The organism is Methylobacterium sp. 285MFTsu5.1, assembly GCF_000383455.1.
Lineage (GTDB): Bacteria > Pseudomonadota > Alphaproteobacteria > Rhizobiales > Beijerinckiaceae > Methylobacterium.
Genome location: NZ_KB911270.1, coordinates 625620 through 652305, shown reverse-complemented (window position 1 = coordinate 652305; position 26686 = coordinate 625620). Strand labels below are relative to the sequence as shown.

At 70.3% G+C, this 26686-nt stretch carries 25 protein-coding genes and 1 tRNA gene; 13 read left to right on the top strand and 13 right to left on the bottom strand.

Going from position 1 to position 26686, the window contains the following annotated elements:
* Positions 1-6: 6 nt before the first annotated feature.
* Both H288_RS0103190 and H288_RS0103185 read right to left on the bottom strand, forming a co-directional pair.
* A complete protein-coding gene (locus H288_RS0103190) occupies positions 7-2106 on the bottom strand; it encodes a methyl-accepting chemotaxis protein (protein ID WP_026604622.1) in 2100 nt (699 codons plus the stop codon).
* 427 nt (positions 2107-2533) lie between these two features.
* Complete coding sequence (locus H288_RS0103185) at positions 2534-3040, bottom strand: GNAT family N-acetyltransferase (RefSeq protein WP_042672356.1); 507 nt, start codon at positions 3038-3040, stop codon at positions 2534-2536.
* 758 nt (positions 3041-3798) lie between these two features.
* Between H288_RS0103185 and H288_RS0103180 the strand changes: the two genes are divergently transcribed.
* The 5 genes from H288_RS0103180 to H288_RS0103160 all read left to right on the top strand — a co-directional run bounded on the left by H288_RS0103180 (position 3799) and on the right by H288_RS0103160 (position 9518).
* The gene (locus H288_RS0103180; RefSeq protein WP_020091146.1) at positions 3799-4965 is read left to right on the top strand and encodes a type III PLP-dependent enzyme; all 1167 of its coding nucleotides are present in this window, start codon (positions 3799-3801) and stop codon (positions 4963-4965) included.
* A gap of 253 nt (positions 4966-5218) precedes the next feature.
* Positions 5219-5770, top strand: a complete 552-nt coding sequence (locus H288_RS0103175) for an N-acetyltransferase (protein WP_020091145.1) — start codon at positions 5219-5221, stop codon at positions 5768-5770.
* A gap of 258 nt (positions 5771-6028) precedes the next feature.
* Entirely contained in the window at positions 6029-7042 is a 1014-nt protein-coding gene (dgcN, locus tag H288_RS0103170; RefSeq protein ID WP_020091144.1) for an N-acetyltransferase DgcN, read from the top strand.
* Between the two features lie 163 nt (positions 7043-7205).
* Positions 7206-8189 carry an N-acetyl-D-Glu racemase DgcA gene (dgcA, locus tag H288_RS0103165; RefSeq protein ID WP_020091143.1) on the top strand — a complete coding sequence of 328 codons (984 nt, stop codon included), beginning with the start codon at positions 7206-7208 and terminating at the stop codon, positions 8187-8189.
* Positions 8190-8468: 279 nt separating this feature from the next.
* Positions 8469-9518 carry a 2-dehydropantoate 2-reductase N-terminal domain-containing protein gene (locus tag H288_RS0103160; protein ID WP_026604621.1) on the top strand — a complete coding sequence of 350 codons (1050 nt, stop codon included), beginning with the start codon at positions 8469-8471 and terminating at the stop codon, positions 9516-9518.
* 141 nt (positions 9519-9659) lie between these two features.
* Here H288_RS0103160 and H288_RS0103155 read toward each other — a convergent pair whose 3' ends face one another.
* Positions 9660-9998: a DUF1491 family protein gene (locus tag H288_RS0103155; RefSeq protein ID WP_020091141.1), complete on the bottom strand. Its 339-nt coding sequence runs from the start codon at positions 9996-9998 to the stop codon at positions 9660-9662.
* A 326-nt stretch (positions 9999-10324) separates the two neighbouring features.
* Here H288_RS0103155 and H288_RS0103150 point away from each other — a divergent pair, with 326 nt between their 5' ends.
* Positions 10325-10615, top strand: a complete 291-nt coding sequence (locus H288_RS0103150) for a hypothetical protein (RefSeq protein WP_026604620.1) — start codon at positions 10325-10327, stop codon at positions 10613-10615.
* A gap of 66 nt (positions 10616-10681) precedes the next feature.
* Here the strand turns inward: H288_RS0103150 and H288_RS0103145 are convergent, their stop codons facing one another.
* Both H288_RS0103145 and H288_RS0103140 read right to left on the bottom strand, forming a co-directional pair.
* Entirely contained in the window at positions 10682-11395 is a 714-nt protein-coding gene (locus tag H288_RS0103145; RefSeq protein WP_020091139.1) for a peptidoglycan-binding domain-containing protein, read from the bottom strand.
* Between the two features lie 23 nt (positions 11396-11418).
* Positions 11419-13311 (bottom strand): PAS domain-containing sensor histidine kinase, encoded by a 1893-nt coding sequence (locus H288_RS0103140; RefSeq protein ID WP_026604618.1) that lies wholly within the window; start codon positions 13309-13311, stop codon positions 11419-11421.
* 252 nt (positions 13312-13563) lie between these two features.
* Between H288_RS0103140 and H288_RS0103135 the strand changes: the two genes are divergently transcribed.
* On the top strand, positions 13564-13902 hold the full coding sequence (locus tag H288_RS0103135; RefSeq protein ID WP_020091137.1) for a hypothetical protein: 339 nt from the start codon (positions 13564-13566) through the stop codon (positions 13900-13902).
* An 11-nt stretch (positions 13903-13913) separates the two neighbouring features.
* Here the strand turns inward: H288_RS0103135 and H288_RS0103130 are convergent, their stop codons facing one another.
* From H288_RS0103130 to H288_RS0103120, 3 genes are all read right to left on the bottom strand, one after another.
* A complete protein-coding gene (locus H288_RS0103130) occupies positions 13914-15044 on the bottom strand; it encodes a DUF2336 domain-containing protein (protein ID WP_020091136.1) in 1131 nt (376 codons plus the stop codon).
* Between the two features lie 148 nt (positions 15045-15192).
* Positions 15193-15549, bottom strand: coding sequence for a hypothetical protein (locus H288_RS0103125; protein ID WP_020091135.1), 357 nt, complete (start codon positions 15547-15549; stop codon positions 15193-15195).
* Between the two features lie 69 nt (positions 15550-15618).
* Positions 15619-16080 (bottom strand): GNAT family N-acetyltransferase, encoded by a 462-nt coding sequence (locus H288_RS0103120; RefSeq protein WP_020091134.1) that lies wholly within the window; start codon positions 16078-16080, stop codon positions 15619-15621.
* A 235-nt stretch (positions 16081-16315) separates the two neighbouring features.
* Between H288_RS0103120 and H288_RS0103110 the strand changes: the two genes are divergently transcribed.
* Complete coding sequence (locus H288_RS0103110) at positions 16316-16534, top strand: hypothetical protein (protein WP_020091132.1); 219 nt, start codon at positions 16316-16318, stop codon at positions 16532-16534.
* A 69-nt stretch (positions 16535-16603) separates the two neighbouring features.
* On the opposite strand, the gene H288_RS0103105 is transcribed toward H288_RS0103110, so the two are convergent.
* Positions 16604-17113 carry a MucR family transcriptional regulator gene (locus tag H288_RS0103105; RefSeq protein ID WP_020091131.1) on the bottom strand — a complete coding sequence of 170 codons (510 nt, stop codon included), beginning with the start codon at positions 17111-17113 and terminating at the stop codon, positions 16604-16606.
* Positions 17114-17585: 472 nt separating this feature from the next.
* Here H288_RS0103105 and H288_RS0103100 point away from each other — a divergent pair, with 472 nt between their 5' ends.
* From H288_RS0103100 to H288_RS0103080, 5 genes are all read left to right on the top strand, one after another.
* Positions 17586-17999: a PaaI family thioesterase gene (locus tag H288_RS0103100; RefSeq protein WP_020091130.1), complete on the top strand. Its 414-nt coding sequence runs from the start codon at positions 17586-17588 to the stop codon at positions 17997-17999.
* Between the two features lie 137 nt (positions 18000-18136).
* Positions 18137-19069: an oxygen-dependent coproporphyrinogen oxidase gene (gene hemF / locus H288_RS0103095; RefSeq protein WP_020091129.1), complete on the top strand. Its 933-nt coding sequence runs from the start codon at positions 18137-18139 to the stop codon at positions 19067-19069.
* The gene (locus H288_RS0103090) at positions 19066-20184 is read left to right on the top strand and encodes an ATP-dependent RecD-like DNA helicase (RefSeq protein ID WP_012321591.1); all 1119 of its coding nucleotides are present in this window, start codon (positions 19066-19068) and stop codon (positions 20182-20184) included. The genes hemF and H288_RS0103090 overlap by 4 nt, the downstream gene beginning before the upstream one ends.
* Positions 20185-20262: 78 nt before the next feature.
* A tRNA-Ser gene (locus tag H288_RS0103085) sits at positions 20263-20352 on the top strand.
* 99 nt (positions 20353-20451) lie between these two features.
* Positions 20452-22038, top strand: a complete 1587-nt coding sequence (locus H288_RS0103080; protein WP_020091128.1) for a DUF6538 domain-containing protein — start codon at positions 20452-20454, stop codon at positions 22036-22038.
* 101 nt (positions 22039-22139) lie between these two features.
* Here the strand turns inward: H288_RS0103080 and H288_RS35025 are convergent, their stop codons facing one another.
* The 4 genes from H288_RS35025 to H288_RS0103070 form a co-directional block, all read right to left on the bottom strand.
* Positions 22140-22652 (bottom strand): hypothetical protein, encoded by a 513-nt coding sequence (locus H288_RS35025; RefSeq protein WP_158684192.1) that lies wholly within the window; start codon positions 22650-22652, stop codon positions 22140-22142.
* 8 nt (positions 22653-22660) lie between these two features.
* Entirely contained in the window at positions 22661-23698 is a 1038-nt protein-coding gene (locus H288_RS33740) for a YaaC family protein (RefSeq protein ID WP_158684191.1), read from the bottom strand.
* 94 nt (positions 23699-23792) lie between these two features.
* Positions 23793-25211, bottom strand: a complete 1419-nt coding sequence (locus tag H288_RS32065) for a reverse transcriptase domain-containing protein (RefSeq protein ID WP_020091127.1) — start codon at positions 25209-25211, stop codon at positions 23793-23795.
* A gap of 517 nt (positions 25212-25728) precedes the next feature.
* Positions 25729-26469 carry a DNA-binding protein gene (locus tag H288_RS0103070; RefSeq protein WP_020091126.1) on the bottom strand — a complete coding sequence of 247 codons (741 nt, stop codon included), beginning with the start codon at positions 26467-26469 and terminating at the stop codon, positions 25729-25731.
* Positions 26470-26686 lie beyond the last annotated feature (217 nt).

Genomic DNA, 26686 nt, shown 5'->3' with positions numbered 1-26686 from the left:
GTCCGGTCACGCGGCCCGGACGGTGTCGAGGAAGCGCGCGACCTCGGCCGCGAGCGTCTCGGACTGGCGCGACAGCGCGGACGCCGCCGCGAGCACCGCGTTGGCCGCCCGGCCGGTCTCCTCGGCGGCCCCGGCGACGCCGAGGATCGTGCGGGTCACCGCGCCGGTGCCGACGGCCGCCTCCCCGATGTTGCGGACGATCTCCCGGGTGGCCGATCCCTGCTCCTCCACCGCCGCCGCGATCGCGCTCGCCACGCCGCTGATCTCCTGGATCCGCCCCGTGATCGCGCCGATCGCCGCGACGGCCCCGCCGGTCACGCCCTGGATGCCGGCGATCTGGCCCGCGATCTCCTCGGTCGCCCGGGCGGTCTGCGCGGCCAGGGCCTTCACCTCGCCGGCGACGACCGCGAAGCCATGACCCGCCTCGCCGGCCCGGGCGGCCTCGATCGTGGCGTTCAGCGCCAGCAGGTTGGTCTGCCCGGCGATCGCCGCGATCAGCCCGATCACGTCGCCGATCCGCGCGACCGCGTCGCTCAGGTCCCGGACCATCGCGCCGGTCTGCCCCGCTTCCGCGACGGCCCCCTGGGCGAGCCGGGTCGATCCCTCGACCTGGCGGCCGATCTCCTCCACGGAGGCGCCGAGCTCCTCGGCCGCAGCCGCCACGGTGCCGACGTTGGTGGCGGCCTCCTCGGCGGCGGCCGCCACGGTGCTGGACTGGCTGGCGGTCTCGGTCGCGGTGGCCGTCATGGTCTGGGCCGTGCCCTGCAGCGCGGTGGCCGCGTCCGAGACCTGGGCGATGATGCCGCCGACCGTCCGCTCGAAGCGCTCGGCCATCGCCCGCAGGTCGGACCGGCGCCGTGCCTCCGCCGCCTGACGCGCCTCGGCGGCCTCGGATTCGAGCTGGCGGCCGCGGATGAGGTTGTCCTTGAACACCTGGACGGCCCGCGCCATGGCGCCGATCTCGTTGCGGTAGGTGCGCGCCGGGACCGTGACGGAGGCGTCCCCGTCGGCCAGCGCCCCCATCGTGGCGGTCAGCACCCGGAGCGGGCGCAGCACGCCGCCGAACAGGGTCCACAGGCCGAGGGCCACCAGCAGGATCACCGCCAGCAGCGCCGCCCCGCTGCGCGCGACGTCGCCCCGCGCGTCCTCGGCGAGGGCCTCGGCGCGCGCCACCATCGCGTCGAGGGCCGCGTCGCAGAGGGCCACGAGGGAGCGCTGGTTCACCGTGTTGCGGTCGCGCAGCTCCGCGAAGGTGTGGCGCGGGGGCGCGTGCGTGCTGAGCGCGTCGAAGACCGCCCGCGCGATGGCCTCGGTGTCGCCCTCGAAATTGGCGGCCTTCGCCCGCTCGTACGCGGCCCGCACCGTCTCCGAGACGTCGACCGCTGCCTCGGTGGTGCGGCGCCACGCGGACAGAAGCTCGGTCCGCTCCGCCGCCGCCGCGACCGTCTCGGGCAGGGACCACGCCGTGCCGGCGACCAGCGAGGCCTGTACCCGGACCGCAACGTTGCCGCTGGCGACGCGCGTCTCCCAGGCCGCCTGCTTGAGGCCGAGATAGCGCTGCAGCACCGGATCGGACCGGGGAATGGCCGCGTCGACCGCCTTCAGCGTGGCCGTCAGCGCCTCGAGCAGGTCCTGGAAGGCGGCCATCGCGGCGTCCCGCAGCGCCGGGTCACGCCGGGCCAGCGGCAGCCCGAGGGCCGCGTCGATGCGGGGACGCAGGTCCGCCATCGCCGCCTGCGCGGTGCTCAGGCGCTCGAGCGTCGCGCTGACCGCCGGCTCTGCCAGATCGCCCAGGCTGCGCCGGGCCCGGCCGTAATGCTCGGTCAGCGCCTGCCGGCTCCCCGCGATGGTCGACAGGGTCTTCGCGTCCGCCGGCGCCTCACCCCCGAGGGCGAGGGTCGATCCGCGCTCGAGCCGCAGCGGCAGGATCGTCCGGAGGAGGCCCTGGCTCGCCTGCGTCAGGGTCAGGGCTCTCGCGGCGCCCGCCGCCCGCGCCCGCGCGTCGACGAGTGTCCGCACCGCGTTGCCCAGCGCCATGCAGGCCATGATGACGATCACCAGGCACAGCAAAGTCCGGATCGAGAAGCGTCCCAGCCAGCGAGTCATCGGTGAGATCTCATGTCCCGCGATGCTCTGTCTTAGAACGTAAGGTTTTGTCAGGCAATCGACCGAAATTCTTCGACAGAAATACGGATTTATAAGTCGACGATGGACCGAATTGTGAAGTAATATGAGACAAATACCGGAATTGGCGAGGATTGTCGGGAATTGGGCCGCATTCTCGCGTGACGATATCGGCGCGGTCGCCGGCCGCGCGGCGGGCTTGTGCCGGTCCGTGGCGCGGCGCGAGGGACCAGGTATCCTGCGGGCGCACTCCCGAAGAGCCGCAGGTTCAGCGCTGTCGGCCTGCCGGTGCCCCCGCGATGACGGAGTGTGGCGCGAGGACGCGCCTGGCCGGATCTCGCTATCGCCGGGACGGTGTGCGGGCCAGCCGGCGGCTGGGCGGCGGTCCGCGCGGCAGTCCGCGCGGCGACTACAGCGCGCGCTCGTAGCGCCACGCCTCCATCCCGTCCTCGTAATAGTCCGGCCGCACGGCGAAGCGGGTGTAACCCCGGCGCTCGTAGAGGCGGATGCCGGCGCCGTTGTCGGCGCGCACCTCCAGCCGGAGCCGGTCGCAGCCCTCGGCGCGGGCGCGGGCCTCCGCGGCGTCGAGGAGACGGCCGCCGAGGCCGAGGCCGCCGCGATTCGGCGCCACCGCGATCGAGGCCAGCCGGGCGATCCGGCTGCCGCGCCGCCGCTCCAGCACCGCGGCGCCGACGAGCACCGGAACGGGATCCCGGTCCGGCGGGTCGATCAGGGCCGCCAGCACGTCCATGGAGAGCGAGCGGATCGCGTGGCGGATCGCCCGGCGCTCGGCCCGGTCGGTGGCGAAGGCGGCGTGCTCCAGGGCGACGAGGGCGTCGAGATCGGCGAGCGTGGCGGTGCGAATCGTCGGCTCGGGGAGACCGTCGCCGACCGGGCTGCGCAAGGGGGCGCTCATGACCGGGCGCTCACAGGGAGGCGCTCACGCCCGCGCCGTCGCGGTGAATCTGGTCGGCCCGGCCATCGCTCGCTCGCCTGAGTACTCTGCCCCGTCCGGTCAGATGCCCGCTTCCGCCCCGCTTGGGAAGCCCGCACGGCCCCGTCGACGCGGTCGGGGCGCGTCGTCGATGCGTCGTTTTTGCAACGGAGCGCGCGGGGTGTGGATTGCGGGCGGAAAAGCGGGCGTTCCGGGGCGGTTTCCCCTTGTCGCGCGGGTCCCGTCTCCGTATATGCGCCGTGCCCAATTTCGCACGTGCCTGTGGCCGCGTGTCGGTTGGTGGGCATCCGGTCAACTGCCGGACAGCCGCCAGGGGTCTTAAAGGATCGATGGTCGCAAGGGTGGATCCCTACGGCCGGCATCCAGGTGGCAACACCGGACCCCGACAACAACCGGCAGCCGGAGGCGAAACCGGCGAACCCCGCTCTCCACGGGGGACGCAGCTTAAAGCAACGACGAACGGGCTTTTTTGGTCTCGTCGGCCCTCCACAGGCCGGCACCGAAGAGGCTTGTTTCTCTTTGCCCGGCGTGCGGTGGGGGTCCTCCCTTCCAATCCACGGCAGCTTCCGGGTGCTCTGCGCCCGCTCCGACGCACGCGTCTCCAAAGCGCGTGGGTCCGCGCGACGCATCGCCCCCTGACGCCGGCGGCCCGTTCGGGCCGTCATCTTCGACAGCGCGCCCCGCGTAGGGCGCTCGCGAACCCGTGCCGGGAGACGACCATGACCGACCGCATCCGTGACTTCCTGCGCGTGCGCCGCGACCTCGGTCAGGACGAGGGCCCCGTGATGGTCCTCGACCTCGACGTCGTGCGCGACAACTACACCGCCTTCGCGCGCTCCCTGCCGGACACCCGCGTGTTCTACGCCGTGAAGGCGAACCCGGCCCCCGAGGTGCTGCGCCTGCTCGCCGAGATGGGCTCCTGCTTCGACACCGCCTCGGTGGCCGAGATGGAGATGGTGCTGGCCGCCGGCGCCACCGCCGACCGGATCTCCTTCGGCAACACCATCAAGAAGGAGCGCTGCATCGGCCGCGCCCTGAAGCTCGGCATCCGCCTGTTCGCGGTCGATTGCCAGGCCGAGGTCGAGAAGATCGCACGGGCCACCGACGCGCTGGGCGTGCCGGCGGGCGAGGTGCGGGTGTTCTGCCGCATCCTGTGCGACGGCGCGGGCGCCGACTGGCCGCTCTCCCGCAAGTTCGGCTGCGTGCCCGAGATGGCCGCGGACGTGCTGGAGCACGCCCACCGCCAGGGGCTCGAGGCCTACGGCATCTCGTTCCACGTCGGCTCTCAGCAGGGCAACACCGAGGCCTGGGACGGGGCGCTCGGCTCCGCGGCGGCGATCTTCCGCGAGTGCGCGGAGCGCGGCATCGGCCTCTCGATGGTCAATCTCGGCGGCGGCTTCCCGACCAAGTACCTCAAGGCGGTGCCGGGCGTGGAGAGCTACGGCGAGGCGATCTTCCGGGGCCTGACCAAGCATTTCGGCAACCAGATCCCCGAGACGATCATCGAGCCGGGCCGCGGCATGGTCGGCAATGCCGGCCTGATCGAGGCCGAGGTCGTGCTCGTGTCGAAGAAGTCCGCCGAGGCCGACGAGGTCCGATGGGTCTACCTCGACATCGGCAAGTTCGGGGGGCTCGCCGAGACCATGGACGAGGCGATCCGCTACCCGATCCGCACTGCGCGGGACGGGGAGGCGACCGAGCCCTGCGTCATCGCCGGCCCGACCTGCGACTCGGTGGACGTGCTCTACGAGCGGCAGCTCTACCCGCTGCCGGTCTCGCTCTCGATCGGCGACAAGGTGCTGATCGAGGGGGCGGGCGCCTACACCACGACCTACGCGGCGGTGGCCTTCAACGGCTTCCCGCCCCTTCAGCAGATCGTCATCTGATCCTTCCTAGGATCAGGACGGGTTCCGGCTGAGGGACGCAGGCTCCTCCGTCCTCGCGAGCGGAGCGGAGCGATCCAGGGACGCGGGACGCCTTCCGACGTTTCGCTGCCCTGGGTCACGTCGCTTCGCTCGTGATGACGGGGAGGGCGACCCTGCCGGACGCTGACGTCCACCACCGCGTCGACCGAGGGCGTCCGGCTCTCGGTCACAGACAATCGCTTCTCCCGCTCGCCGGCCCGGGGAGGGCACAGCCATGATCGAGATCCGCGCGGAGCATCTCCACGACGTCCCGGCGCGCGAGCGCCTGCTCGACGCGTGCTTTCCCGGCAATCGACGCGCCAAGACCTCGGAGCGCCTGCGCGAGGGCCGCCTGCCGGCCCGCGGCCTCGCCTTCGCGGCGACCCGGGCGGGGCGGCTCGTCGGCACCCTGCGGCTGTGGCACGTCGAGGCCGGGCTCGGCCGCCCGGCGCTGCTGCTCGGCCCGCTCGCCGTCGATCCGGCGATCCAGGGCCAGGGGCTCGGCTCGGTGATGATGCAGGCGGCCCTCGGCCGGGCGGAATCCCTCGGCCACGGCGCCGTGCTGCTGGTCGGCGACGCGCCCTACTACGCGCGCTTCGGCTTCGACCGGGCGCTCGCGGAGGGCCTGACCCTGCCGGGGCCGTTCGAGCGCGCGCGCTTCCTCGGTCTCGAGCTGCGCGCGGGCGCGCTGGCGGGCGCCGAGGGGATGGTCCGGGCGACCGGCGTGCCGGCGCCGGTGGGCGCGGTGGCCAACGAGGCGGGGGTGGCGCGACGACGCGCCGCCTGAACGGGGCTTCGGCGCTCCGCCGATCTGAGGCGACGAACCGTCTTCGCGAGCGGAGCGAAGCAAGCCTGGGTCGCGCCCCGTTCAATGACGTCGCGCTGCCCTGGGTCGCTTCGCTGCGCTCGCGATGACGGCGTGCAGAGCCGGTATGCTCCGTGGGGCGGCCGCATCGACCGCCTTGGCCAGCCCCATGCATTGCGCACGCCGCCCGCGATCCCGCATAGACGGTCCGCCGGCCTCCCGGAGAAGGTTGCTCGACCGATGCAGATCGCCACGCCCTACCTGATGTTCCTGGGCGACGTGCCCGACACGCTGGCGGCCAAGACCGCCTACGGGATCAAGGACTGGCGCCCCGAATGGTGCGTCGGCCAGATGCGCCTGCCGGGCTGCGCCGCCGATCTCGGCATCCCCGACATGACCCTGCCCGAGGCCCTGGCGAAGGGCTGCCGGACCCTGGTGATCGGCGTCGTCAACGCCGGCGGCGTCCTGCCGGACCACTGGGTCAAGGAGATCGTCGCGGCGATCGAGGCCGGGCTCGACGTGGCGAGCGGCCTGCACGTGAAGCTCGGCGCGGTCCCGGCCATCGCGGAGGCCGCCGCCCGCCGCGGCCGCCAGCTCCACGACGTCCGCCACACCGACGAGCGCTTCCCCACCGGCAAGGGCACCAAGCGGGCCGGGCGGCGCTTGCTCACCGTCGGCACCGACTGCTCGGTCGGCAAGAAGTACACCGTGCTGGCCCTGGAGCGCGGCATGCGCGAGCGCGGCCTCGACGCCGATTTCCGCGCCACGGGCCAGACCGGCGTGTTCATCTCCGGCCGGGGCGTCGCCATCGACGCCGTCGTGGCCGACTTCATCTCCGGCGCCGTCGAGACGATCTCGCCCGAGGCCGAGCCGAACCACTGGGACCTGATCGAGGGTCAGGGCTCGCTCTACCACCCGTCCTTCGCGGGCGTGAGCCTCGGCCTGCTCCACGGCGCGCAGGCCGACGCCTTCGTGGTCTGCCACGAGCCGACCCGCACCAACATGCGCGGCGTGAAGCACCCGCTTCCGACCATCCGGCAGGTGATCGACCTCACCGTGCAGCTCGGCAGCCTGACCAATCCGGGAATCAAGCCGGTCGGCATCGCGGTGAACACCCAGGCGCTCGCCGAGGGCGAGGCCCGGGCGCTCCTCGACGCGCTCGGCTCCGAGCACGGCCTGCCCGCCACCGACCCGGTGCGCTTCGGCGTCGACGGGCTGGTCGACCGGATCGTCGCCGACTTCCCGGCGATCTGATACCGCTTCCCTGTGCCGGCTCTCACTCCGTCCCCGTGAGCCGAGCGAAGCGATCCAGCAGCGCCATGCCAACCGGCCGCTCGCTGCCCTGGGTCACTTCGCTCCGCCCGTGATGACGGAGCGGGCTGCATCGACCGCAGGCCTGAACCGGAGACCCTACGACATGGCCCGCCGCCTGACCCTCGCCGTCGAGCGCTTCCCGATCGCCGGCGCCTTCACGATCTCCCGCGGCAGCCGCACCGAGATCGCCGTCGTAGTGGCGACGATCGCGGACGGCGACGCGGTCGGGCGCGGCGAGTGCGTGCCCTATCCGCGCTACGGGGAGAGCGTCGAGAGCGTCAGCGCCCTGATCGAGGGCCAGGCGGAGGCGATCGCGGCCGGGATCGGGCGGGACGCGCTCATGACCCGCATGAAGGCGGGCGCCGCGCGCAACGCCCTCGATTGCGCGCTGTTCGACCTCGAGGCGAAGCGGCAGGGCCGTCCCGCCTGGGAGATCGCGGGTCTCGCCGAGCCCCGGCCGGCCATCACCGCCTACACGCTGAGCCTCGGCACGCCGGAGAGCATGGCGGAGGCCGCCCGCAAGGCCGCCCACCGGCCGCTGCTCAAGGTCAAGCTCGGCGGGGACGGCGATCCGGAGCGCATCGCCGCGGTGCGGGCCGGCGCGCCGGAATCGCGGCTGATCGTCGACGCCAACGAGGCGTGGCGGCCCGAGAACGTGGAGGCCAACCTCGCGGCCTGCCTGCGAGCGGGCGTCGCGCTGATCGAGCAGCCGCTGCCGGCCGACGCCGACGCCCTGCTCGCCGAGATCCCCCACCCGGTGCCGGTCTGCGCCGACGAGAGCCTTCACGACCGCGCCGGCCTCGACGCGCTGGCCGGGCGCTACGACGCGATCAACATCAAGCTCGACAAGACCGGCGGCCTGACCGAGGCGGTGCTCCTCGCCCGCGAGGCGCGGGCCCGGGGGCTCTCGATCATGGTCGGCTGCATGCTCGGCACCTCGCTGGGCATGGCGCCGGCGGCCCTGCTCGCCAACGACGCGGAGTTCGTCGACCTCGACGGGCCGTTGCTGCTGGCCCGGGACCGTGACCCGCCGCTGCGCTACGAGGGCAGCCTGATGCACCCGCCGATGCCGGACCTCTGGGGCTAGGGCCCGCGGCGGGGCGGTTGTCGTCCGCGGTCCCGAGAGGGTCCCGCGCGATGTCCCGGAGGCGCCACCCTGTGGAGATCCCGGGTGCGGAGGATAGGGATCGCCCCGCCTGTCACCGGCAGGGCCTCACAAAGGGTTTGGGATTAGGTATACCAGAAGGCTTGCCTTCCGCTCGCCCGGCTGCCATCCATCGCACGTGCGCTTGGGGCCGTGGCGTGGACGCGCTGTTCCCAGCAGCCAGACAACACACAGCAAGTCTCAATGCTGGGGAGGACCGACGTGGCCAAGAACATCCTGATCCTGGGGGCCTCCTACGGCTCGCTCCTGGGCACCAAGCTCCTAATGGCCGGTCACAACGTGACCCTGGTGTGCCGGCGGAAGACCGCGGACCTGATCAACCGCGAGGGGACCGAGGTCCGCATCAAGCTGCGCGACGAGAAGGAGCACCGCGCGATTCACTCGCGCGATCTGCCCGGCAAGGTCGACGCGATGCCGCCGGAGGACGTCGACGTGTCGCGCTACGACCTCGTCGGCCTCGCCATGCAGGAGCCGCAGTACAACAACCACACGATCCGCGTCCTCATGATCAAGATCGCGGCGGCGAAGCTGCCGTGCCTGTCGATCATGAACATGCCGCCGCTGCCCTACCTCAAGCGGATCCCGGCGCTCGCCGCCATGGACCTCGAGGACGCCTACACCAATGCCGGCGTGTGGGACCGGTTCGAGCCGGGTCTGGTGTCGCTCTGCTCCCCCGATCCGCAGGCCTTCCGGCCGCCGGAGGAGGAGGCGAACGTCCTCCACGTCGGCCTGCCGACGAACTTCAAGGCCGCGACCTTCGCGGACGAGGCCCATAACCGGCTGCTCCGGGAGCTGGAGGCCGACATCGACGCCGTGCGCCTCGACGGGCACGACGTGCCGGTGAAGCTCAAGGTGTTCGACTCGCTGTTCGTGCCGCTGGCCAAGTGGTCGATGCTGCTCACCGGCAATTACCGCTGCATCACCCCGGGCGAGCCGCAATCCATCCACGACGCCGTCCACGGCGACCTGGCGCGCTCGCGGGCGATCTACGACCACGTCGACGGTATCGCCCGGAAGCTCGGCGCCGACCCGGCCGATCAGGTGCCGTTCGAGAAGTACGCCAAGGCCGCCGAGAGCCTGCTGAAGCCGTCCTCGGCCGCGCGGGCCGTGGCGAACGGCGCGCCCTACATCGAGCGGGTCGACCTGCTGGTGAAGCTCATCTCGCACCAGCTCGGCGAGCCGAACGCCGAGATCGACCGCACCGTCGAGACCGTCGACCGCAAGCTCGACGAGCGCATCATCGAGGGCTGACGGGCGCTGCCCTCGCTTCGCTCCGTCATCACGAGCGGAGCGAAGTGACCCGGGGCGGCGCGCCATCGGTCGGCGTGGCGCCGCTGGATTGCGTCGCTGCGCCCGCAAAGACGGTGGCGAGGGCTCCAACCGGAAACGGTATCACTCCGCCAGATCCAGAAAATGCCGCCCCTGGCGGTCGTCGATCTCGACGATCCAGAGATCGGAATCGAACCGGATCTCCTTGGTCAGGCGCTCCTCCACGTCGAGCGGGCTGCCGCCGGTGACGATCGCGGCGAAGCGGCGGTCGCCGCTCTCCTCGGCCTCGAACAGCGCTTGCGGCGCCGGTCCGTAGAGGTCGGCGCTGCCGTCGAGCCGATCGACCTTCACGAAGATCGCGCCCGCCTCCGCGGATCCGCGCCGGCGCAGCACCGCCGGGATGCCCGCGACGTCCAGGCGCCGCAGATGGGCCGAGACCCAGAAATCGGAGCGCAGGCGCATGCGTCTGTAGCCCTGTGAATCGCGCGGCCCGCGCCGCGGGCGGGCGATCCGGCGCGGCGGTCTGCCCCTGAAACCCGGCCGGTTGTGAGCGGCGCAAGCCCCGCCATGCGTGAAAGCGCCGGCACGGGCAAGCGCGGATGCGCGACGCCGCACCTCTAGAGCAAACGACTCAGCGCGGCGAATAATCCGTCAAAAAATCCAGTATTCTTCGGGATTAAAAAAGAACTGAACGATGTGCGGCAGCGCACATCTATAGTATTTTCTGCTGCCTAACTGAGCAAAGGGCGCCCGAATTCGCATGCCACGATGATTTGAGGAGCAATCCGATGCGGAGAATGACCTCGCTCGCGACGCTGATCGTCGCCTGCCTGTGCTTTGCTGTGCCGTCGGCCCACGCCCGTCCGGAGACGCTCATGGATTTACTGGGCCACCGCGACTCCGCGTCCTGCCCGCGCTACCAGCGGACGCCGAGCGATGCCTGCAACATCGTCGTGCACCGGCCCGGCGGTAATCCCACGCAGGACATGACCGGATCGATCGGCCACGCGAAGTCCTGGCAGGCCAATGGCGGCCCGCGCTGCAAGACGATCTGCCGGTTCACCGGCACGCAGTACTGAGGGACGCGCTCTCACGACGACCGGCACCCGCACCGCTTCCGCGGAGCGGGCGCCGCTTCCGTCCCGCTAGCCGTGGCCCGCCCGCGCCATCAGCTCGCGCAGGGTCCGGCCCGTCGCCTCTCCAGTCACCGGCAGCTTGGCGCCGCGCTCGAACTTCTCGATCGCCGCGCGGGTGCCGGGGCCCATCGCGCCGTCGGGCTTCACCGCGTAGCCGAGCTTCGACAGCGCCTTCTGGGCGCGCAGCACCGGATCGCCGTCCTTCTCGGACTTTGCCGCCTTGGCGTCCGTCTCCTTCGCGGCCGGCTTGGCGGCCGGCCGAACCGGCGACGCCTTCGGGGTGACCGAGGCGGTGGTCTCCTCGGACCGGATCAGCTCGCCGATCGCGTCCCGGGCCGCCGGCTTGGCGGGGACCGGCGCGGCGGCGCGGTCGGCCTCGATGACCCGCACCGGATCCCGCGCGGGTTCCCGGAGGGCCTCCCTGGCGGCCGGCGCCGCCTCGCGGGGGGCGGGCGCCTTCTGGGCGAGCTTCGGCAGGATCGGCGCCGGGTGGCGCCCGGTCTGGTAGCCGAGGGCGTTGACGCAGACGAAGCCCGCCGCGCCGAGGGCGACGAGGCTGCCGAGAACGGCGCCCGGGCTGGTCCGGCAGGTGGCGCCCGTCGCCTTCAGCGCGCCGACGAGGACGGCGCGCCAGTCGCCCTGGACCGCGGGGTGGCGCGGCGCGGCGCGGCGCGCGCGGCCGGGTTCGCCCGGTACGGTGATCTCGCGGTAGCCTGACATCATGTCTCCTTCCGGGGATCTTCGGGTCAGCCGGTGCGGCGCAGGACCGGGTCGGCCGGGGCCGCGGCGAGGCCCGGCTCCGCGTCGAACAGGCCGAGCGGCAGGCGCACCACGCGGCGGGGCGCCGGGGCGCCGCGCACGGCCGTGCGGATCGGGGCCGGGCCGTGGGCGGCCGCGGGGGCCTGGCAGACGAGGGGCAAGGTGACGGTCACCACCGTCCCGGCCTGGGGCGCGCTCTCGATCAGCAGGGAGCCGCCGTGGAGGCCGACGAGGCCCTGGACCACCGACAGGCCGAGGCCGGTGCCCTCGTGCTGGCGCTTGTAGCCGCCGCTCCCGGCCTGGAAGAACGGTGTGCCGAGCTTGGGCAGGTCGTCCGCGCCGATGCCGACGCCCGTATCGGCCACGACGATGTCCAGGGTGCCGACGCCGCGCCGCAGGGACAGGTCGATGCGGCCGCCCGCCGGGGTGAACTTCACGGCGTTCGAGATGAGGTTGATCAGCACCTGCCGGCAGGCGGCGGGATCGGCCGTGATCTCCACCGGTCCCGACGGGGCGGCGGTGACGACGACGCCGGCGGCGTCGGCCTTCAGGCGCATCATGTCGCAGCAGGCCCGGAGCAGGTCCGCGATGTCGAACGCCTCGGGGGCGCAGTCGAAGTTGCCGCTCTGGATCCGGCTCATGTCGAGCAGCGTGTTGACGACGCCGAGCAGGTGGTGGCCGGAGGCGCCGATGATGCCGGCATATTCCCGCGCCTGGACCGGTCCGAGGCTGACGGCGCCTTCGCCGGCGAGGACCTCGGAGAAGCCGATGATCGCGTTGAGCGGCGTGCGCAGCTCGTGGGTGACGTTGGCCAGGAACCGGCCCTTGATCGCGTCGGCCCGCTCGGCCTCGGCGCGGGCGCGCTCCAGCTCGACGGCGTGCCGGTGGTGCTCGGTCATGTCGCGGGTGACCGCCACGACCGCCGTGGCGGCGTCGTGCGCGCCGTGCTCGATCCGGTGGGCGCGCATCTCGGCGTAGATCAGGCTCGCGCCGTCGGCGCGGCCGGTCTCGGGCTCGACGTGCAGGCGCAGGGGCAGGGTCGCGGGCCGTCCGGTCGCGGCGACGTCGCTCACCGCCTTGAGGAAGGCCGGGCGGTCGGCGACGTGGACGCGCTCCAGCAGGCCGTGGCCGCGCAGGCGGGCCGGGTCGCTGCCCAGGAGCCGGACGGCCGAGACCGAGGCCTCCAGCACGCGGCCGTTGCGGTCGTGCCAGGTCACGAGGTCGTCGATCGCCGAGAGCAGCAGCCGGTCGCGGGCCTCGTTGTCGCGCAGTCGCTCGCGCCAGACGCCCTCGTTGCGCATGTGCTCCAGGGCCTGGGCCGCGACGTGGCCGATCGCCGTGATGGCGAAGGCCGGCAGGGCGATCGCGGCCGAGATGTCCATGACCGGCAGGGAGCCGGCCCAGGCGCCGAGGGCCACCACGGTCAGGACGCCGAGGACCGCCATCGCGGCGGCCGCGATCGTCGCGCGGAGCGAGCCGGAGACCAGCGCCTCCAGGGGGATCGCCACGAGCCAGACCGCGGCGGGCGAGGTGACGCCGCCGGTGACGCCCGCCAGGGCGACGACGAGGCCGGTCAGGCCCGCCGACGAGACCGCGTGGGCGACCCAGAGGGAGCCGGTGCGGGTGAGGAGGACGGCGGCGAAGACCGGCAGCAGCAGGCTCGCGATCGCCAGGACCTCGAAGCCCGACGGCACCCCGCGCCACAGCAGGTAGGGCGGCAGCCCGGCCATCATCACGGCGCCGGTCGCCAGCCGCGACACCAGGAAGCGCTGGTGGCGCGCGCGGGCGGCCGGGTTGTCGGCCGCGGATTCGTGGACGAGGCCCGCGAGCCGGTCGTCGATCAGCGACGTCAGGACAGTCTTGATGGTCAAGGTTGGCACGCGTCGCGCTGGCTGCGTTCCCGCATCCGTCGCGCCTCCGGTTCGACTTCGAACGACTACCGGACGGTCGCAGAGCCGGCTTAAACGAGTGTTGCGGGACTTGTCCGAATGGTCGGGATGCTTTCCGCGAGGTAACCAGCCGATCGCGAACAAGCTTCATTCACCATCGTGCGGGAAAGCTCGGGTCGGTAGAGGCCCGGTTCACGAAATCCGTCGAATGCTTCGCGCGATCTCGAGCGGAGAAACCGTTCCATGACCGTCCTGCTGCGCGCCGCGCTGGTGATCGGTGTGCTCTCCTACTTCGCCATGCTTCGCACCGGAGCGGACCCGGCCGCGGAGGCCCGCAGGCTCGCCGGGGCGGTCCCGAGCGCCCAGGCGGTCGTGCCGGCCGCCCTGGAGGCGGTCCCGCCCGAGACCCGGGAGCGGGCGGTCCGCGCCGTGCTGGCCCGCGGCCTGATGGCGGAGCTGAGCCGCCGCGCCGCGGAGGCGCCCTCGAACGACACCCTGCAGGAGACGGACCGGCAGCCCGCTTGGCGGGGCGCCGATCCGGAGAGTGATCCGCAGAGCGATCCCCGGACCGGCCCGCGCTGACGGCCGGCCGGTCAGCCCGGCTCCCCGCCGCTCGCCGTCCGGGCCCGCGCCGGCAGGGGCGGCCGCTGCGCGGCGACGCGCTCGGCGCCCTGGCGCAGCTTGGCCTCCGGGCCGTGTGCCGGCTGATGGGCCTCGCTCCGACCGCGCTCGGCGAGCGGCCGGTCGAGGATCGCGGCGATCAGGTCCCGCGAGGCCGGACGGCTCACGGTGCGGAACAGCCGGACCAGATCGGCGACGCGCTCGGCCGAGCGCGCCACCCCCTGGTTGAGGGTCAGGAAGATGTAGACCGCCTCCTCCTCGTGCAGGCCGGCGGCCCGCAGGCCGAGGGTCAGGAGGTCGTAGCGGGTGCCCGCGTCGGCGACCACGGTCAGGAAATCGCGGGGCAGGCCGAGCCCGTCGGCCAGCGCCGCCATGAAGGCGGGAACGTCGCGAGCGGCGGACAGGCCGGTCAGGGTCTCGCCGAGGCCGCGGGGCGGCGGCGGGCAGGGGCGCAGGGCGGCGGTCGCCTCGACGGCCCGGCCGATCACCGTGCGGCGCATCGGGTCGGCGTGCAGGTACAGGGGCACGAGGTCGGCGGCCGAAACGTCGGGCCGGACCAGCAGCAGCCGGGCGAGGTCGGGGGCGGTGCGGCCGCGGTCCACGAGCCGCGACAGGGCCGCGCCCCGCAGGGTGTGGCCGAGATTGGCCGCCAGCGCGCGGTCGATCTCGGGGCGGCCCTCGCGGGAGAGTTCGTCCACCGCCTCCCGGCTCAGCCCGGCCCGGGCGGCGATGCGGGCGGCGATGTCCGACCCCTCGGCCAGGGCCGCCTCGATCAGGCGGTGGCTCAGGGTCGGGGCCAGCTCCACCACCGCATCGCGGGCACCGCCGCCGCGCAGGGCGAGCGCCTCCAGCACCGCGGGCGGCGTCTCGGGGCAGGGGGCCAGCTTGCGGGCCACGACCCGGGCCGTCTCCTCGTCCACCGTCGGGATGAGTCCGCAGGCCAGGGACTCGAAGATCTCGATCTCGGTCCGGTCCCGGGCCGCGGCCCGGACGAACAGGTCCGTCTGAACCCGGAGGATCACCGGCTTGAGATCGAGATTCTCGATGCGTGACAGTTCGAGGAGCCCGGACAGGTCCGGCGGAGCATCGACGGAAGGGGGCATGGAGGATCGGTTACGCAAGACTGCAGTAAGGTCACGCTAACCGCATCGACGTGAATCGACCTTTAAACCGCCTCCGCGGCGACCGTGCCGTCCTGCGCCAGGATGGCACCGGCGCGGTCCCGCCCCGGCCGGACCGTCAGCGCATCCGTCAGCGCGTCAGCCAGAGCACGAGGCCGAGCCCCACGGCGGCCGCGACGATGATGCCGGCGTAGAGCGGCAGGACCCAGGGCTGCCGCTGGTGCGGGTAACCCTTGGCCGCCCGCTCCGAGGGCGCCCGCTCGTTCTGCCGGGCGATCCGGACCTCCCGGGGCGTCGGCGGCGTCCCGCCGGCCTCCTCGCAGGTCCCGAGCGGGGCCGCGCCGATATCCATGTGCGGGGTCTTGTCGGCGGTGCGGCCGCTGTCGATGTCGCCCTTGAGCTGCGCGGCGGTCGGCGCCTCGGAATCCGGCGGCGGATCGCAGGGCAGGTTCGCGGGCGGTGGCGGGGTCTCGGATCGCAGCGTCATCGGGGGGCTCCACTCTCCGGGGGTAACGCCCGGTGAGCCCCGCCGGCTTCGGCCAGGATGTCGCGGATCTCAGCCGTCTCCGGTGCCCCGCTTCAGCAGCGGCCGCGCGAGCACGGTCCCTTCGTCGGCGAAGCCGGCGGCGGCGCAGAAGGCGCGCAGGGCGGCCTGGTCCGGCCCCGCGGCCAGGAGCAGCCGGTCGCAGCCCGCCTGCCGCGCCGCCCGGCCGGCCGCCTTCAGCAGGACCCGACCGATGCCCCGGCGGCGCGACTCGGCGGCGACCGCGAGGCCGGTGATCAGGCCGAAGGGCCGCGGCGCGTCCAGCGTCCGCACGGGGGCGACGGCGATGAGGCCACTCGGCGGCCCCCATTCCACGGCGACGAGGGCGATGCCGCCTTCCCGCTGCAGGGCCTCGAGCCGGGCCGCGAGGTCCGCGGCGCCGACCGCGACCCCGACCTCGCTGAGCAGCGCCGCGAGACCCGCGGCGTCCGGCCCCGCGGCGGCGCGGATCTCCAGCCCGTAGCGATTGCCCAAATCCCGCTCCCGATCGGCATGTCCGGCGCATGCATGTCCGGCGGTTCAACGCGTGGCGACGCCTCTCGACACGGCGCGTCGCGCTCCTGAGGCTCAAACGCGGCGCCATCCCGCAGATCGCGATCACCGCGGGATCGGCTCCGTCGCGCGCGGCGCCGTCGTGATGCGGCGCGCGCGGAACGCGCCGGGCCGTCCGCGCTTTGCTCTCCCGTCGGCGGATCGGGGAGCGCGCAGCATGGCGGGGCGGGTGACGGATCGAGCCTCCGAAGGGGAGGCCGGCCAGGCGCGGCCGGAGACAGCGCCGGCGCCCGAGGCGCCGGGCCCGCGGCCCGGCATGACCGAGGCAGAGGTCGGGCCGGAGATCGGGGCGGAGGCCGAGGCGGTCGAGCGGCACAAGGCCGAGACGGAGATCGCCGCGGGCGACGTGGCCGACGACCTCGCCGATTTCGCGTAACGGACCGGCGCGCGGGTCGCGCGCCGGCCGGTAACCACGAGCCCGGGCGTTGCCGGGCTCAGGCCGGGCTCAGGCCGTCTCCTTGGCCTTGCGGGTGCGGCTGGCGCGCTTCGGCTTCTCGGCCACTTCCGCGACGGGCTCGGGCTCGGGCGCCGGGGCGGCGGACTTGCGGCGCTGCTGGCCGAGGCCGAGGCTGCGGGCGAGTTCCGAGCGCTGGGCCGAGTAGCTCGCGGCCGTCGACGGATAGTCGCGCGGCAGCCCGAAGCGCTCGCGATACTGCTCGATCGTCAGGCCGTTGCGCGACAGGTGCCGCTTGAGCGTCTTGTACGGCTTGCCGTCGATGAACGAGATCAGGGCGTCCGGCGTCACCGACTTGCGGATCTGGGCCGGCGTCGGCTTGTCGGCCGCCTCGGTGACCGTCGCCGTGGGGGCGGACAGCTTCGTCAGCGCGGCGTGAACGCCGGCGAGCAGACCGGGCAATTCGCTGATCGGCACGGAATTGTTCGAGACATACGCCGAGACGATGTCGGACGCCTGCTCGATAAAGGTCTGCTGCTGCTCAGTGGCGTTGTCGTCCATCGATGATTCCCTCTATCCGACCGTCGTGAGACGGTTCTAACGTCTGTGCAGCAAAATCAAGTCGTCGTCGAGCATTTCCCTACACAATGCCCCCGCCATGAACACGCATATTATTCAAACCGTGGGTCGAGCTGAAATCGACCGTCGAGCAAACCGACACCCCGGAGCCGAAGTTGGACGAGACCGGGCGACGCGGACGGGCGCCGGTTATGCCTTCCGCCGCGATCTCGCCGCGGGCTTCCTCTGCGAAGATCCGTCTCCGGTCTGATGAGAGGCGCAGAACTTCACGCGGCGGCCCGCCGCGATGTCCCGTGAGCCTTCGGGACGGGACGAACGTTTCGGCCGGACTGTCACGTGATCTGCCGCGGACCGGTCATGGCCTCGGAGGCGGCCGGGCGATAAGGATCCGGGCGGGGCAGGATCCGGGGCGATCGGCGTGGACCAGCAAGGGGATCACCAAGTGGATCAGCAAGTGGATCAGCGCTCGGAGACGGGCACCGTCTTCGGCGCCATCATCCCGTTCGTGGATCACTGCGGGATCGAGGCGCTCGACGTGCGCGCGGGCCGGACGCGGCTGCGCCTCGCCCTGCGGCCGGAGCACGCCAACAACCTCGGCATCGCCCATGGCGGCGCGCTCTGCACCCTGCTCGACGTCGCCCTGGGGACGGCGGCGCGGCTGCGGGCGGGGCGCCCCGTGGTGACCCTCGACATGCAGACCCGTTTCCTCGCCCCCGGCCGCGGCGTCCTGACCGCCGAGGGACGGGTCACCCGGGCGGGGCGGTCGGTGATCTTCTGCGAGGCCGAGATCCGCGACGAGGCCGGGGAGCTGGTGGCGACCGCCACGGGGCTGCTCAAGCCCGTCGGCGAGCGGCCGGCGCTCGCGTAGGGGCCGCGTAGGGGCCGCGTAGGGGCGTTGTCGCCGGTCGGGACACCGGCGCGGGAGCCCTGCGCGCGAGCCCTGCGCGCCCGTGCGGGGCCGCGACCGCATTGACGTGCGCCCGGCAGGGTGGAAAAGCCTGTGTCATGACGATGCCGGACGACGCGCGCGCAGCCCTGGCTGCGCCTCCCTCCGAGGCCGACGTGACGGCCATGAAGTCCGAGGCCGCGGCGTGGTTCGAGACGCTGCGCGACCGGATCGTCGCCGCTCTGGAGACCCTCGAGGCGGAGGCGGCGGGCCCGTTCCACCCCGACGCGCCCGAGGGCCCCGGGACGTTCGAGAAGACCCCGTGGAACCGGACCGACCATACCGGGCGGCCGGGCGGCGGCGGCGTCATGGCGATGCTGCGGGGCCGCGTCTTCGAGAAGGCCGGCGTGCACATCTCGACGGTGCACGGCGAGTTCGCGCCGGAATTCCGCGCCCAGATGCCCGGCGCCGCCGAGGATCCGCGCTTCTTCGCCACCGGCATCTCGCTGATCGCCCATCCGTGGAACCCGCACGTGCCGACGGTGCACATGAACACCCGGTTCGTCGCGACGACGCGGGCGTGGTTCGGGGGCGGGGCCGACCTGACGCCGGTGCTCGACCGGCGCCGCACGCAGGACGATCCGGACAGCCGCCACTTCCACGCCTGCCTGGCGCGGGCCTGCGCGGCGCACGGCATCGACCACGCCCGCTACAAGGCGTGGTGCGACGAGTATTTCCACCTCAAGCACCGGAACGAGCCGCGCGGCATCGGCGGGATCTTCTACGATTACCTCTGGAGCGGGACGCCGCAGGCCGACCTCGCCTACACCCGCGACGTGGGCCGGGCCTTCCTGGAGGCCTACCCGAAGATCGTGCGCGACAATCTCGGCACGCCCTGGACCGAGGCGGACCGCCACGAGCAGCAGGTGCGGCGGGGCCGCTACGTGGAGTTCAACCTGCTCTACGACCGGGGCACGATCTTCGGCCTGAAGACGGGCGGCAACGTCGCCTCCATCCTCTCCTCGATGCCGCCGACCGTGCGCTGGCCGTGAGTGCGGGTCTGCCGGCCGCCTACGCGCCGCAGCAGGACGCGGCGCTGAAGGCGATCGCCGCGTGGCGGCGGGACGGGGGATCGCAGGTGTTCCGGCTGTTCGGCTATGCCGGCACCGGCAAGACGACGCTCGCCCGCCGGATCGCCGAGGATGTCGACGGCACGGTGGTCTACGGGGCCTTCACCGGCAAGGCGGCCTCGGTGATGCGCCAGAAGGGCTGCTACGACGCCGCCACGATCCACTCGCTGATCTACCGCACCAAGGAGGCGGAGGAGGGCGGGCCGACCTTCACGCTGAACCGCTCGGGCCCGGCCGCCAAGGCGGACCTGATCATCATCGACGAGTGCTCGATGGTCGATTCCGACCTCGGCAACGATCTCTTGTCCTTCGAGCGGCCGGTCCTCGTCCTGGGCGATCCGGCGCAGCTGCCGCCGGTGCGCGGCGGCGGCTTCTTCACCGAGGCCGAGCCCGACGTGATGCTCACCGAGGTGCACCGGCAGGCCAAGGACGACCCGATCGTCCGCATGGCCATGACCGTGCGCGAGGGCGGCCGGCTGGAGCTCGGCAGCTACGGGCAGAGCCGGATCGTGTCGCGCCGCGCCCTGGATCCGGCCGAGGTGCTCGAGTGCGATCAGGTGCTGGTCGGCTTGAACAAGACCCGCCGCCTCTACAATGCACGGCTGCGGGAGCTCGCCGGCCACACGGACCCGATGCCGGCGATCGGCGAGAAGCTGGTCTGCCTGCGCAACGACCGGGTGAAGGGCCTGCTCAACGGCTCGACCTGGACCGTGCAGGCCCTGCGCGCGCCGCCGCGTCCGGACCTGATCCGCCTCGACGTGGTGCCGGAGGACGACCCGGCGCTCCGCCGGAAGCCCACCGACATCAAGGTGCTGCGCGCGATGATCTCCGGCACGGACGAGGAGATCCCGCTGTTCCTGCGGCGCGAGACGGACGAGTTCACCTACGGCTACGCGCTGACGGTGCACAAGGCTCAAGGGTCGCAGTGGGATCGGGTCACGCTGTTCGACGAATCCTACGCGTTCCGCGAGCACCGGGCGCGCTGGCTCTACACCGGCCTGACCCGCGCGGCGCAGGCGATCACCGTGGTGGTCTGATCCGGCGCCGCGCGACGTCTCGCTTGTGAAGCGGGACCACGCGTGCTACGCACCGCCCGTCTCATCGAGGCACCTTGCGGAGAGGTGGCAGAGCGGTTGAATGCACCGCACTCGAAATGCGGCATGCCTGCAAGGGCATCGGGGGTTCGAATCCCCCCCTCTCCGCCAAGCACCCTTCTAAGTGCCTGATCTTCCAGAAGTGGTTGCACGGTAAGGCTTTCTTGATCCGCCTGTTGTACACACAGGTGGTACACAGTGCCTCTTCCGATGCCCCGACCCTGGAAGCACCCCAAGACCGGCGTCTACTACCTCCGCAGGCGCGTGCCCGCCGAGCTCGTTGAGGCTGTGGGCAAGAGCGAGGAGAAAGTTTCGCTCGGGACCAAGGATCCGACCGAGGCCAAAGCACGCCACTTCGCCGAGATCTACAAGCTGGAAGAGCGCTGGGCGAACCTGCGCAAGGGCCAGCAGCCACTCACCGGCAAGCAGGTCCAGGCCCTGGCCGGGGACATCTACCGCGCCAAGGTCGCGGAGCATGCGGACGATCCGGGATCCCCCGAGACCTGGCGCCGCCTCGCCGCCGCCGACCGACGCCTTCAGGATCTCAAAAGCCGTACGTCCGGCAAGCCGTCCGCCCTTCGGATGGCCACGGGCTGGTCAGAGGCGGAGGCCGTGATCCGCGCGCGTCACGGCGAAGCCGTCGATGCCTTCCTCGCGAATAAGGGGGTGGTCGTCTCGGACACGGACCGCCGCCGGATCGTTCTTGCGGCGGCCGAGGCAACCCAGATGGCGCACGAAAGCATCTTCCGGAACGCCCAGGGCGACTACTCTCCCGACGGCAACGCCGACCGCTTCCCGCCCTCCCTGTCAGCCGCCGGTCCCTTGAAGCTCGGGCCGGTTTGGATCGAGTACCAGCGGACTGCGAAGCTCGGTGCCGCGACGGTGAAGCGCTGGCAGCCGATCCTGCAAAAGTTCATTGAGTTCGTAGGCGTCGACGACCTGCGCCGCGTCACCACCGCCGACGTGATCCGGTGGCGCGACAAGATGCTGGCCGAGGGATCGGGGCTGAGCCCGCTGACCGTCCGGGACGTCTACCTAGCGGCGCCCAAGGCGCTACTGGGCTACGCGTCAGACCAGTCGAAGATCGGCGTCAACCCGGCCGCCAAGGTCACTGTCAGGGTCAAGAAAAAGGGGACCGTACGCGAGCCCGACTTCAGGACCGAGGAGGCCGAGATGATCCTGTCAGCGGCCCTGGCACCTCAGAACGATCTCACCTCGCGGGAACTCAAGGACGCGCGGCGGTGGATCCCGTGGCTGTGCGCCTACACCGGTGCCCGCGTGAACGAAATGACGCAGCTCCGAAAGGAGGACGTCATGCCCATCGACGGGATCTGGGTGGTGCACATCACCCCCGAGGCGGGCTCGACGAAGACCGGCATCGCGCGGGCGGTGCCGATCCACGACCACCTCATAGAACAGGGGTTTCTTACCTTCGCTCAGGGTAGGAAGGAGGGGCCGTTGTTCTATAATCTTGGACGCGCCAGGGGCGGCTCGCCGGGCAATCCGCCTCACGCCAGGATGGGCCAGAAGGTCGCCGAGTGGGTCAGAGCCATCGGGGTGGACGATCCGAACGTCCAGCCCAACCATGGCTGGCGGCATCGGTTCAAGACAGTCGGGCGTTCGGTCGGGATAGAAGAGGCCAAGCTCGACTTCATTCAGGGCCATGCCCCCGACACGGAAGGCAGGAAGTATGGGCGCTTTCTGCCCGCCGCGCTCAAGCCTGAGATCGACAAGGTCCCACGCTACGAGGTCGTGCCTGGCCCGGTTCTTGACCGGCGACGGAAGAAGCAGCTCTGACAGCTCTACCCTCGCTGCGGCGCGCGACTGAAGTAGCGTCTCCTTACCGGAAGCTTGTCTGCCTTGCTGTTTGATCAGAGAGCGTCCCCCAGGTGATGGCGTTACTGCGACGCTAGCCTCCCCACCGCATCACGCAGCAAACGCCGCGCCTCATCCGCTTCCTCGTAACCGAACACTGTGACCACGTTTGGTAGGCCAAGCGCCATTAGAGATACGTACCCTTCACCAACCTGAAGGCCGTGCACACTGTGATCAGGATTCTCGTATCGCACTGAGTCCGCCCGAAGGATGGGATCGCGCCGGAAAATCAACATCGCTGGCGTCCCAGCGGCTTCAGCAACTTGAAGCTCAATTCCAAGACCGATCGAAGGGTAAGAAGCTTCTCCAACTACAAGATCAGCGTCGGAAACCATCTCACGATCCCATAGGTAACAAAGCTTAGCTCGATCCTCGAAGGGCTTCTCTTCAAGCTGCGGATCGCTATCGACCAGTGCATACTTGACCGAATGACCACTGTCTCTGAGATCCTGAGCAAGAGCGTGGATTAACTGCACATATGATGTGAATTCATGGCGTGGAACATGGGTCAACCCGCAGGCGATGTAAATCTTCATTGTTCAGCTCAGGATGGTCCGCGAACGTTCGGGATTAAGAACTGGTGCCCAGTGATTTCAGATGCTATTTCGTCGAAGTATTGGACAGGAGACATCGTAACAAACTCGTTAAGCAGCCAATTTCGCTGCCCGTTCATGAATGCCATTAATTCGACCGGTCTATAACGGCAGATTTCGCTTAAGCGATGCATCGCCGCCAGAGTTAGGGTGGGCGTGCGCCGGTCTAGACGGTTTCGCCCAGTTGTCTTTATATACCAAAGCGTTTGTGCGCCATTAATGTAATATAGATCGGTTCTCAAGTTCTGATGCAGGCTAGCCAAAGCGCCGATCTCTTGCGCGCTCGCGGCATTTGCGGCGGCGAAAACGACATGATTTCGCGAACGAATGCCGTTATTTTCCGCTGGGTCAGGAACTATGGCATGAGGAAAATAGGCCTCCAAAGGCTGCCTAGACCAATCGCTGCCGATCTTCGCACGAAAATAGACCTGCCCATTATCGCTATCACGAACGTATTCGCAATCCCGCAGCGGGAAAAACATATCTTTCTTACTTTTGTAGCTTAGGCAAAAGGTGCGATGTACATAAGGCAGATTATAAAATATATCCTCCATTGAGTGCACTCTGCTCGCTTCGAGCTCCCCAAAATGGGCAGACAGACTTGGTACAATGCCGGTTTGCTTGATCCGTACTTCAAGGGTGGAAAGGGCTATCTGCCTTCGAGGTTGCCCGGGAGGATTTTCTCGCACTCCATGATGTGGCTGATACTGAATGCCTTTGACTTCGAGCAGAGCCTTCGCAGCGTTCATGAATGAGTAATAAAGCAGCAGCGGGGAAGATTGCATTGGCAGGTTAATGGACGCGTCGTAAAATTGCCTCGCTTGCTCCCAGAAAAGCACTGCATTTGCATGTTTTTCTCGTTTGAGCCATAGATCAACAAACGTCCATGGGGTATTAGTTAAAACATTTCTTTCAGTAAACCGCGGTCCAACAATGGCCTTGTGGAGGCCAATAGCTTTGGCGCCGATCTTTAAGCGCTCGATTGGCAACTGTCCCCTCCGCCCAATGTCGAACCTTGCGCTGCCATAGGCATCAAGCGCTGCTGTTTGTAGTGCAAGGGGAAATGCGCTTGTTTGCACACTGTCAGGCTGCCGCCACGTTCTCCGCGGCTTCGGGTGGGGGCACCGTCGGCACGACCACCAACGGCACGGCTGAAACCACCCCCGGACCGCCCTTGAGGTCTGGCGTGGGTTCCTCGACCGCGATGATGGTGCGCCTGACCTTCCGCTTGACCGGCCAGACAAAGGGATCCCGCCGCATCCCCGCGAGCGACTCGATGCCGAGCAGCGCGCGGCGGCCGTCGACGTCCGCTGCCTTGCGCTCGTCGGAGTAGATGCCGAGGTAGTCCCGGATCAGCCGCTCCACGGCGGCGTCGAGCGCAGCGAAGGTCGTCTCGTCATTGCAGAAGCGGTAGTGCCTACCCCAGCCCTGTATGGCCCCGTCGGCCCGACGCAGCGTGCCCAGCAGGGATTGGGCCTTCGGGAGCGGCATGCCCCTACGGAACGCCCGGAATGCGGCCGAGCCGTTGCCGAGCGTCTCGCCCAGTGAGGTGATGAACTTCTGCTGGGACTTGGCGGACGGACGGATGAGGCCGTTCCTCAGGTCGATGCCGAGGAACTCGAAGCCGTCGGCGACGCCCCTGGGCTCCGCGTGCGTCTTCTCAGGCGAGAGGCTCATCCCCAGGTCGGCGAGCAGGCGCCTCGCCAGCCGCATACGGGCGCCGGCCGCCCTTCGGGTGGGCGCGAGGACGATGAAGTCATCAATGTAGCGGATACAGCGGCAGTCGCCCTCGTTCATGATCCGGTCGAAGTCGCTGAGGATCACGTTCCCGAGGAGGGGCGACAGCGAGTTTCCCTGCGCCACGCCGATGTCGTGGATCGGAAATTTCTCCGCCCGCTCGCGTAGCTCGGCCATGTTGCTGAGCTCGACCCTAACGGCGTCCTGCAGCAGGGACATGAACGCGTCGTCCCGCACCACCCCCGCGATGATGTCGGTCACCGTCGTCTTCGAGATCCGCGTGAAGAAACCGCTGATGTCGGCGCAGGAGACGTAGGTCGCCCCGTCACCGATGGCCGACAGCACCTCCCGGATGGCGGCCGGCACGGCCGCGAGATCCTGGCCGTCCGCCTTCCGTATGCCCCCGAAGCTATTCGGGTTGCGGAAGTGGGGCTTGAGCTCTTCGACCTCGGTGAGCACCCCGAGGATCGACCTCTGGACGATCCGGGCCTCGACCGTCGCGAGCACGATGGGTCGGAAGCTCGCCCTGTCCTTCTTGTTGCCCTTCGGGATGGGCACCGCCCTGGCCGGCGGGAAGCGGAAGGTGTCGCGGCGCAGCCGGTCACCCAGGGACCGCAGCTTCGAAGATGCGTTTTCGCGGAATCCCTCGATCTCCGAGCGGACGGTCTCGGATTTGGAGAAGCGCCCGTTGTCCTCGATTACCCGCCAAGCGCGTTCGAGGCTTGCGCCCCTTCGGACCTCCTTGAGGAGCGCAGACCCGGCCATCCATCCGACCTCTAGTCTCAGGGCCCTGTTGTTTCACCCACACCCGTCCGACCAGGCTCTGCCCTCACCGGAGGTACCTTTCGGCCCGATCCGGACGGATGCGGTTGCGGCTGCCGCCACGACCGTTCCGCCGCTCCGCCACTGCGGGCCACCGGGCGAGCCGGTCCCCGTCGCGACGAGACGAAATTGCAAGACGGATATCAGAGCTTAGCAGCACGCTGATGGCAAGGCCCCAACCTCAGATGCCCACAGCCGGCAAGCGCTCGGACCTGAGCTCGTCGTCCCTTAGGGAATGGCGCCGCCGCAAACTTTGGAGCGTCCGGGAGGACCTCCCGCTGCAACAGTCGCGCGAGGGGGGCGGGTAACCGTCCGCTTCGGTCCCGGGCAAAAATCAGAAGTCGGACTGGTCAGTTCCGCATCGCAGCAGCCTAGAGTGTTCCGGGTCGCCGCTTAGAAGCGGCGGCCTCATTTTTTTACGGGCATTGAGCCGAGGTAGCCTTCGGGTCGGCTGGCGGCATCAAGCGGCATCGTCCTCTGGGCGCCGCCGTCGATACCGGGCCGTCCCTTCCTTCGCGAAGAGCTTCTTGAACTTGATCCGCTGGTCCATCACGCCCCGGATCAGGTCCACACCCCATTCCCCGGGATAGTCCTCGGCTTCCTTGACGAACTCATGCCCGATCCGGGGCACGATGTCGGCCAGGTGCATCGCCTCAGTTGCCGGGAGGATCTCCCAGATCTCCTGGGCCACCGTCCGCCAGAAGGCGCGCGATCTCACTAACGACAGGTGCTCCCTCACCCGGTCGAGCTCGGTCGCGTACCAGGCAAGCTCGTTACGTTGCGCGTCGATGACTGCCTCGCGGGCATCGAGCATCGCGAGCGCCTCGTCTCGCAACCTTCGTTCGGTCGCGACTTCCGCCTCAATGCGCTGGCGGTCGCGCTGGTAGATCCTGGCGGCCTCGGCCTGCGCCGCCCCCCAAAGGTCGACGCCGGCCTTCGCCAGCCGGGTCGAGACGGATTTGGGCATCCCAGACTGCTCGATGGCAGGGTCGTAGCACCGGTCGGAGGTCCACTCGGCAAGGTACCGGCCGATGGTCTGGTTGTTGCCAGCGACACCGTGATCGCGCTTCACCCGCGCCCAGACAGTCCGCAGGTTCACGCCATCCACGCCCTCCGCCCGGAGGTCGTCCGCCGCCTGGAAGACGGCCCGCCTCCGGCGTTCGTCGTCCGGCACCCGTCCGACGGTGGCTCCCCCCGCCATGATCGCCCTCTCTCCGTACGGTCTCAGTCGGAGGCCGTCATGGTTAAGGAAGCGTTTCGAGTCCGTAGCGGGTAGCAGGTAACGCTACGGATCTCGCGCTACGGGCCCAGCCGGGCCCCGCGCCGGACGAGATCCCGACGCTCGGCCAGGGACGTGCCGGCGAGCCCCTTCGAACAGCTATCCCCATCAATCCACAACGGCATGTCGTCGCAAGCTT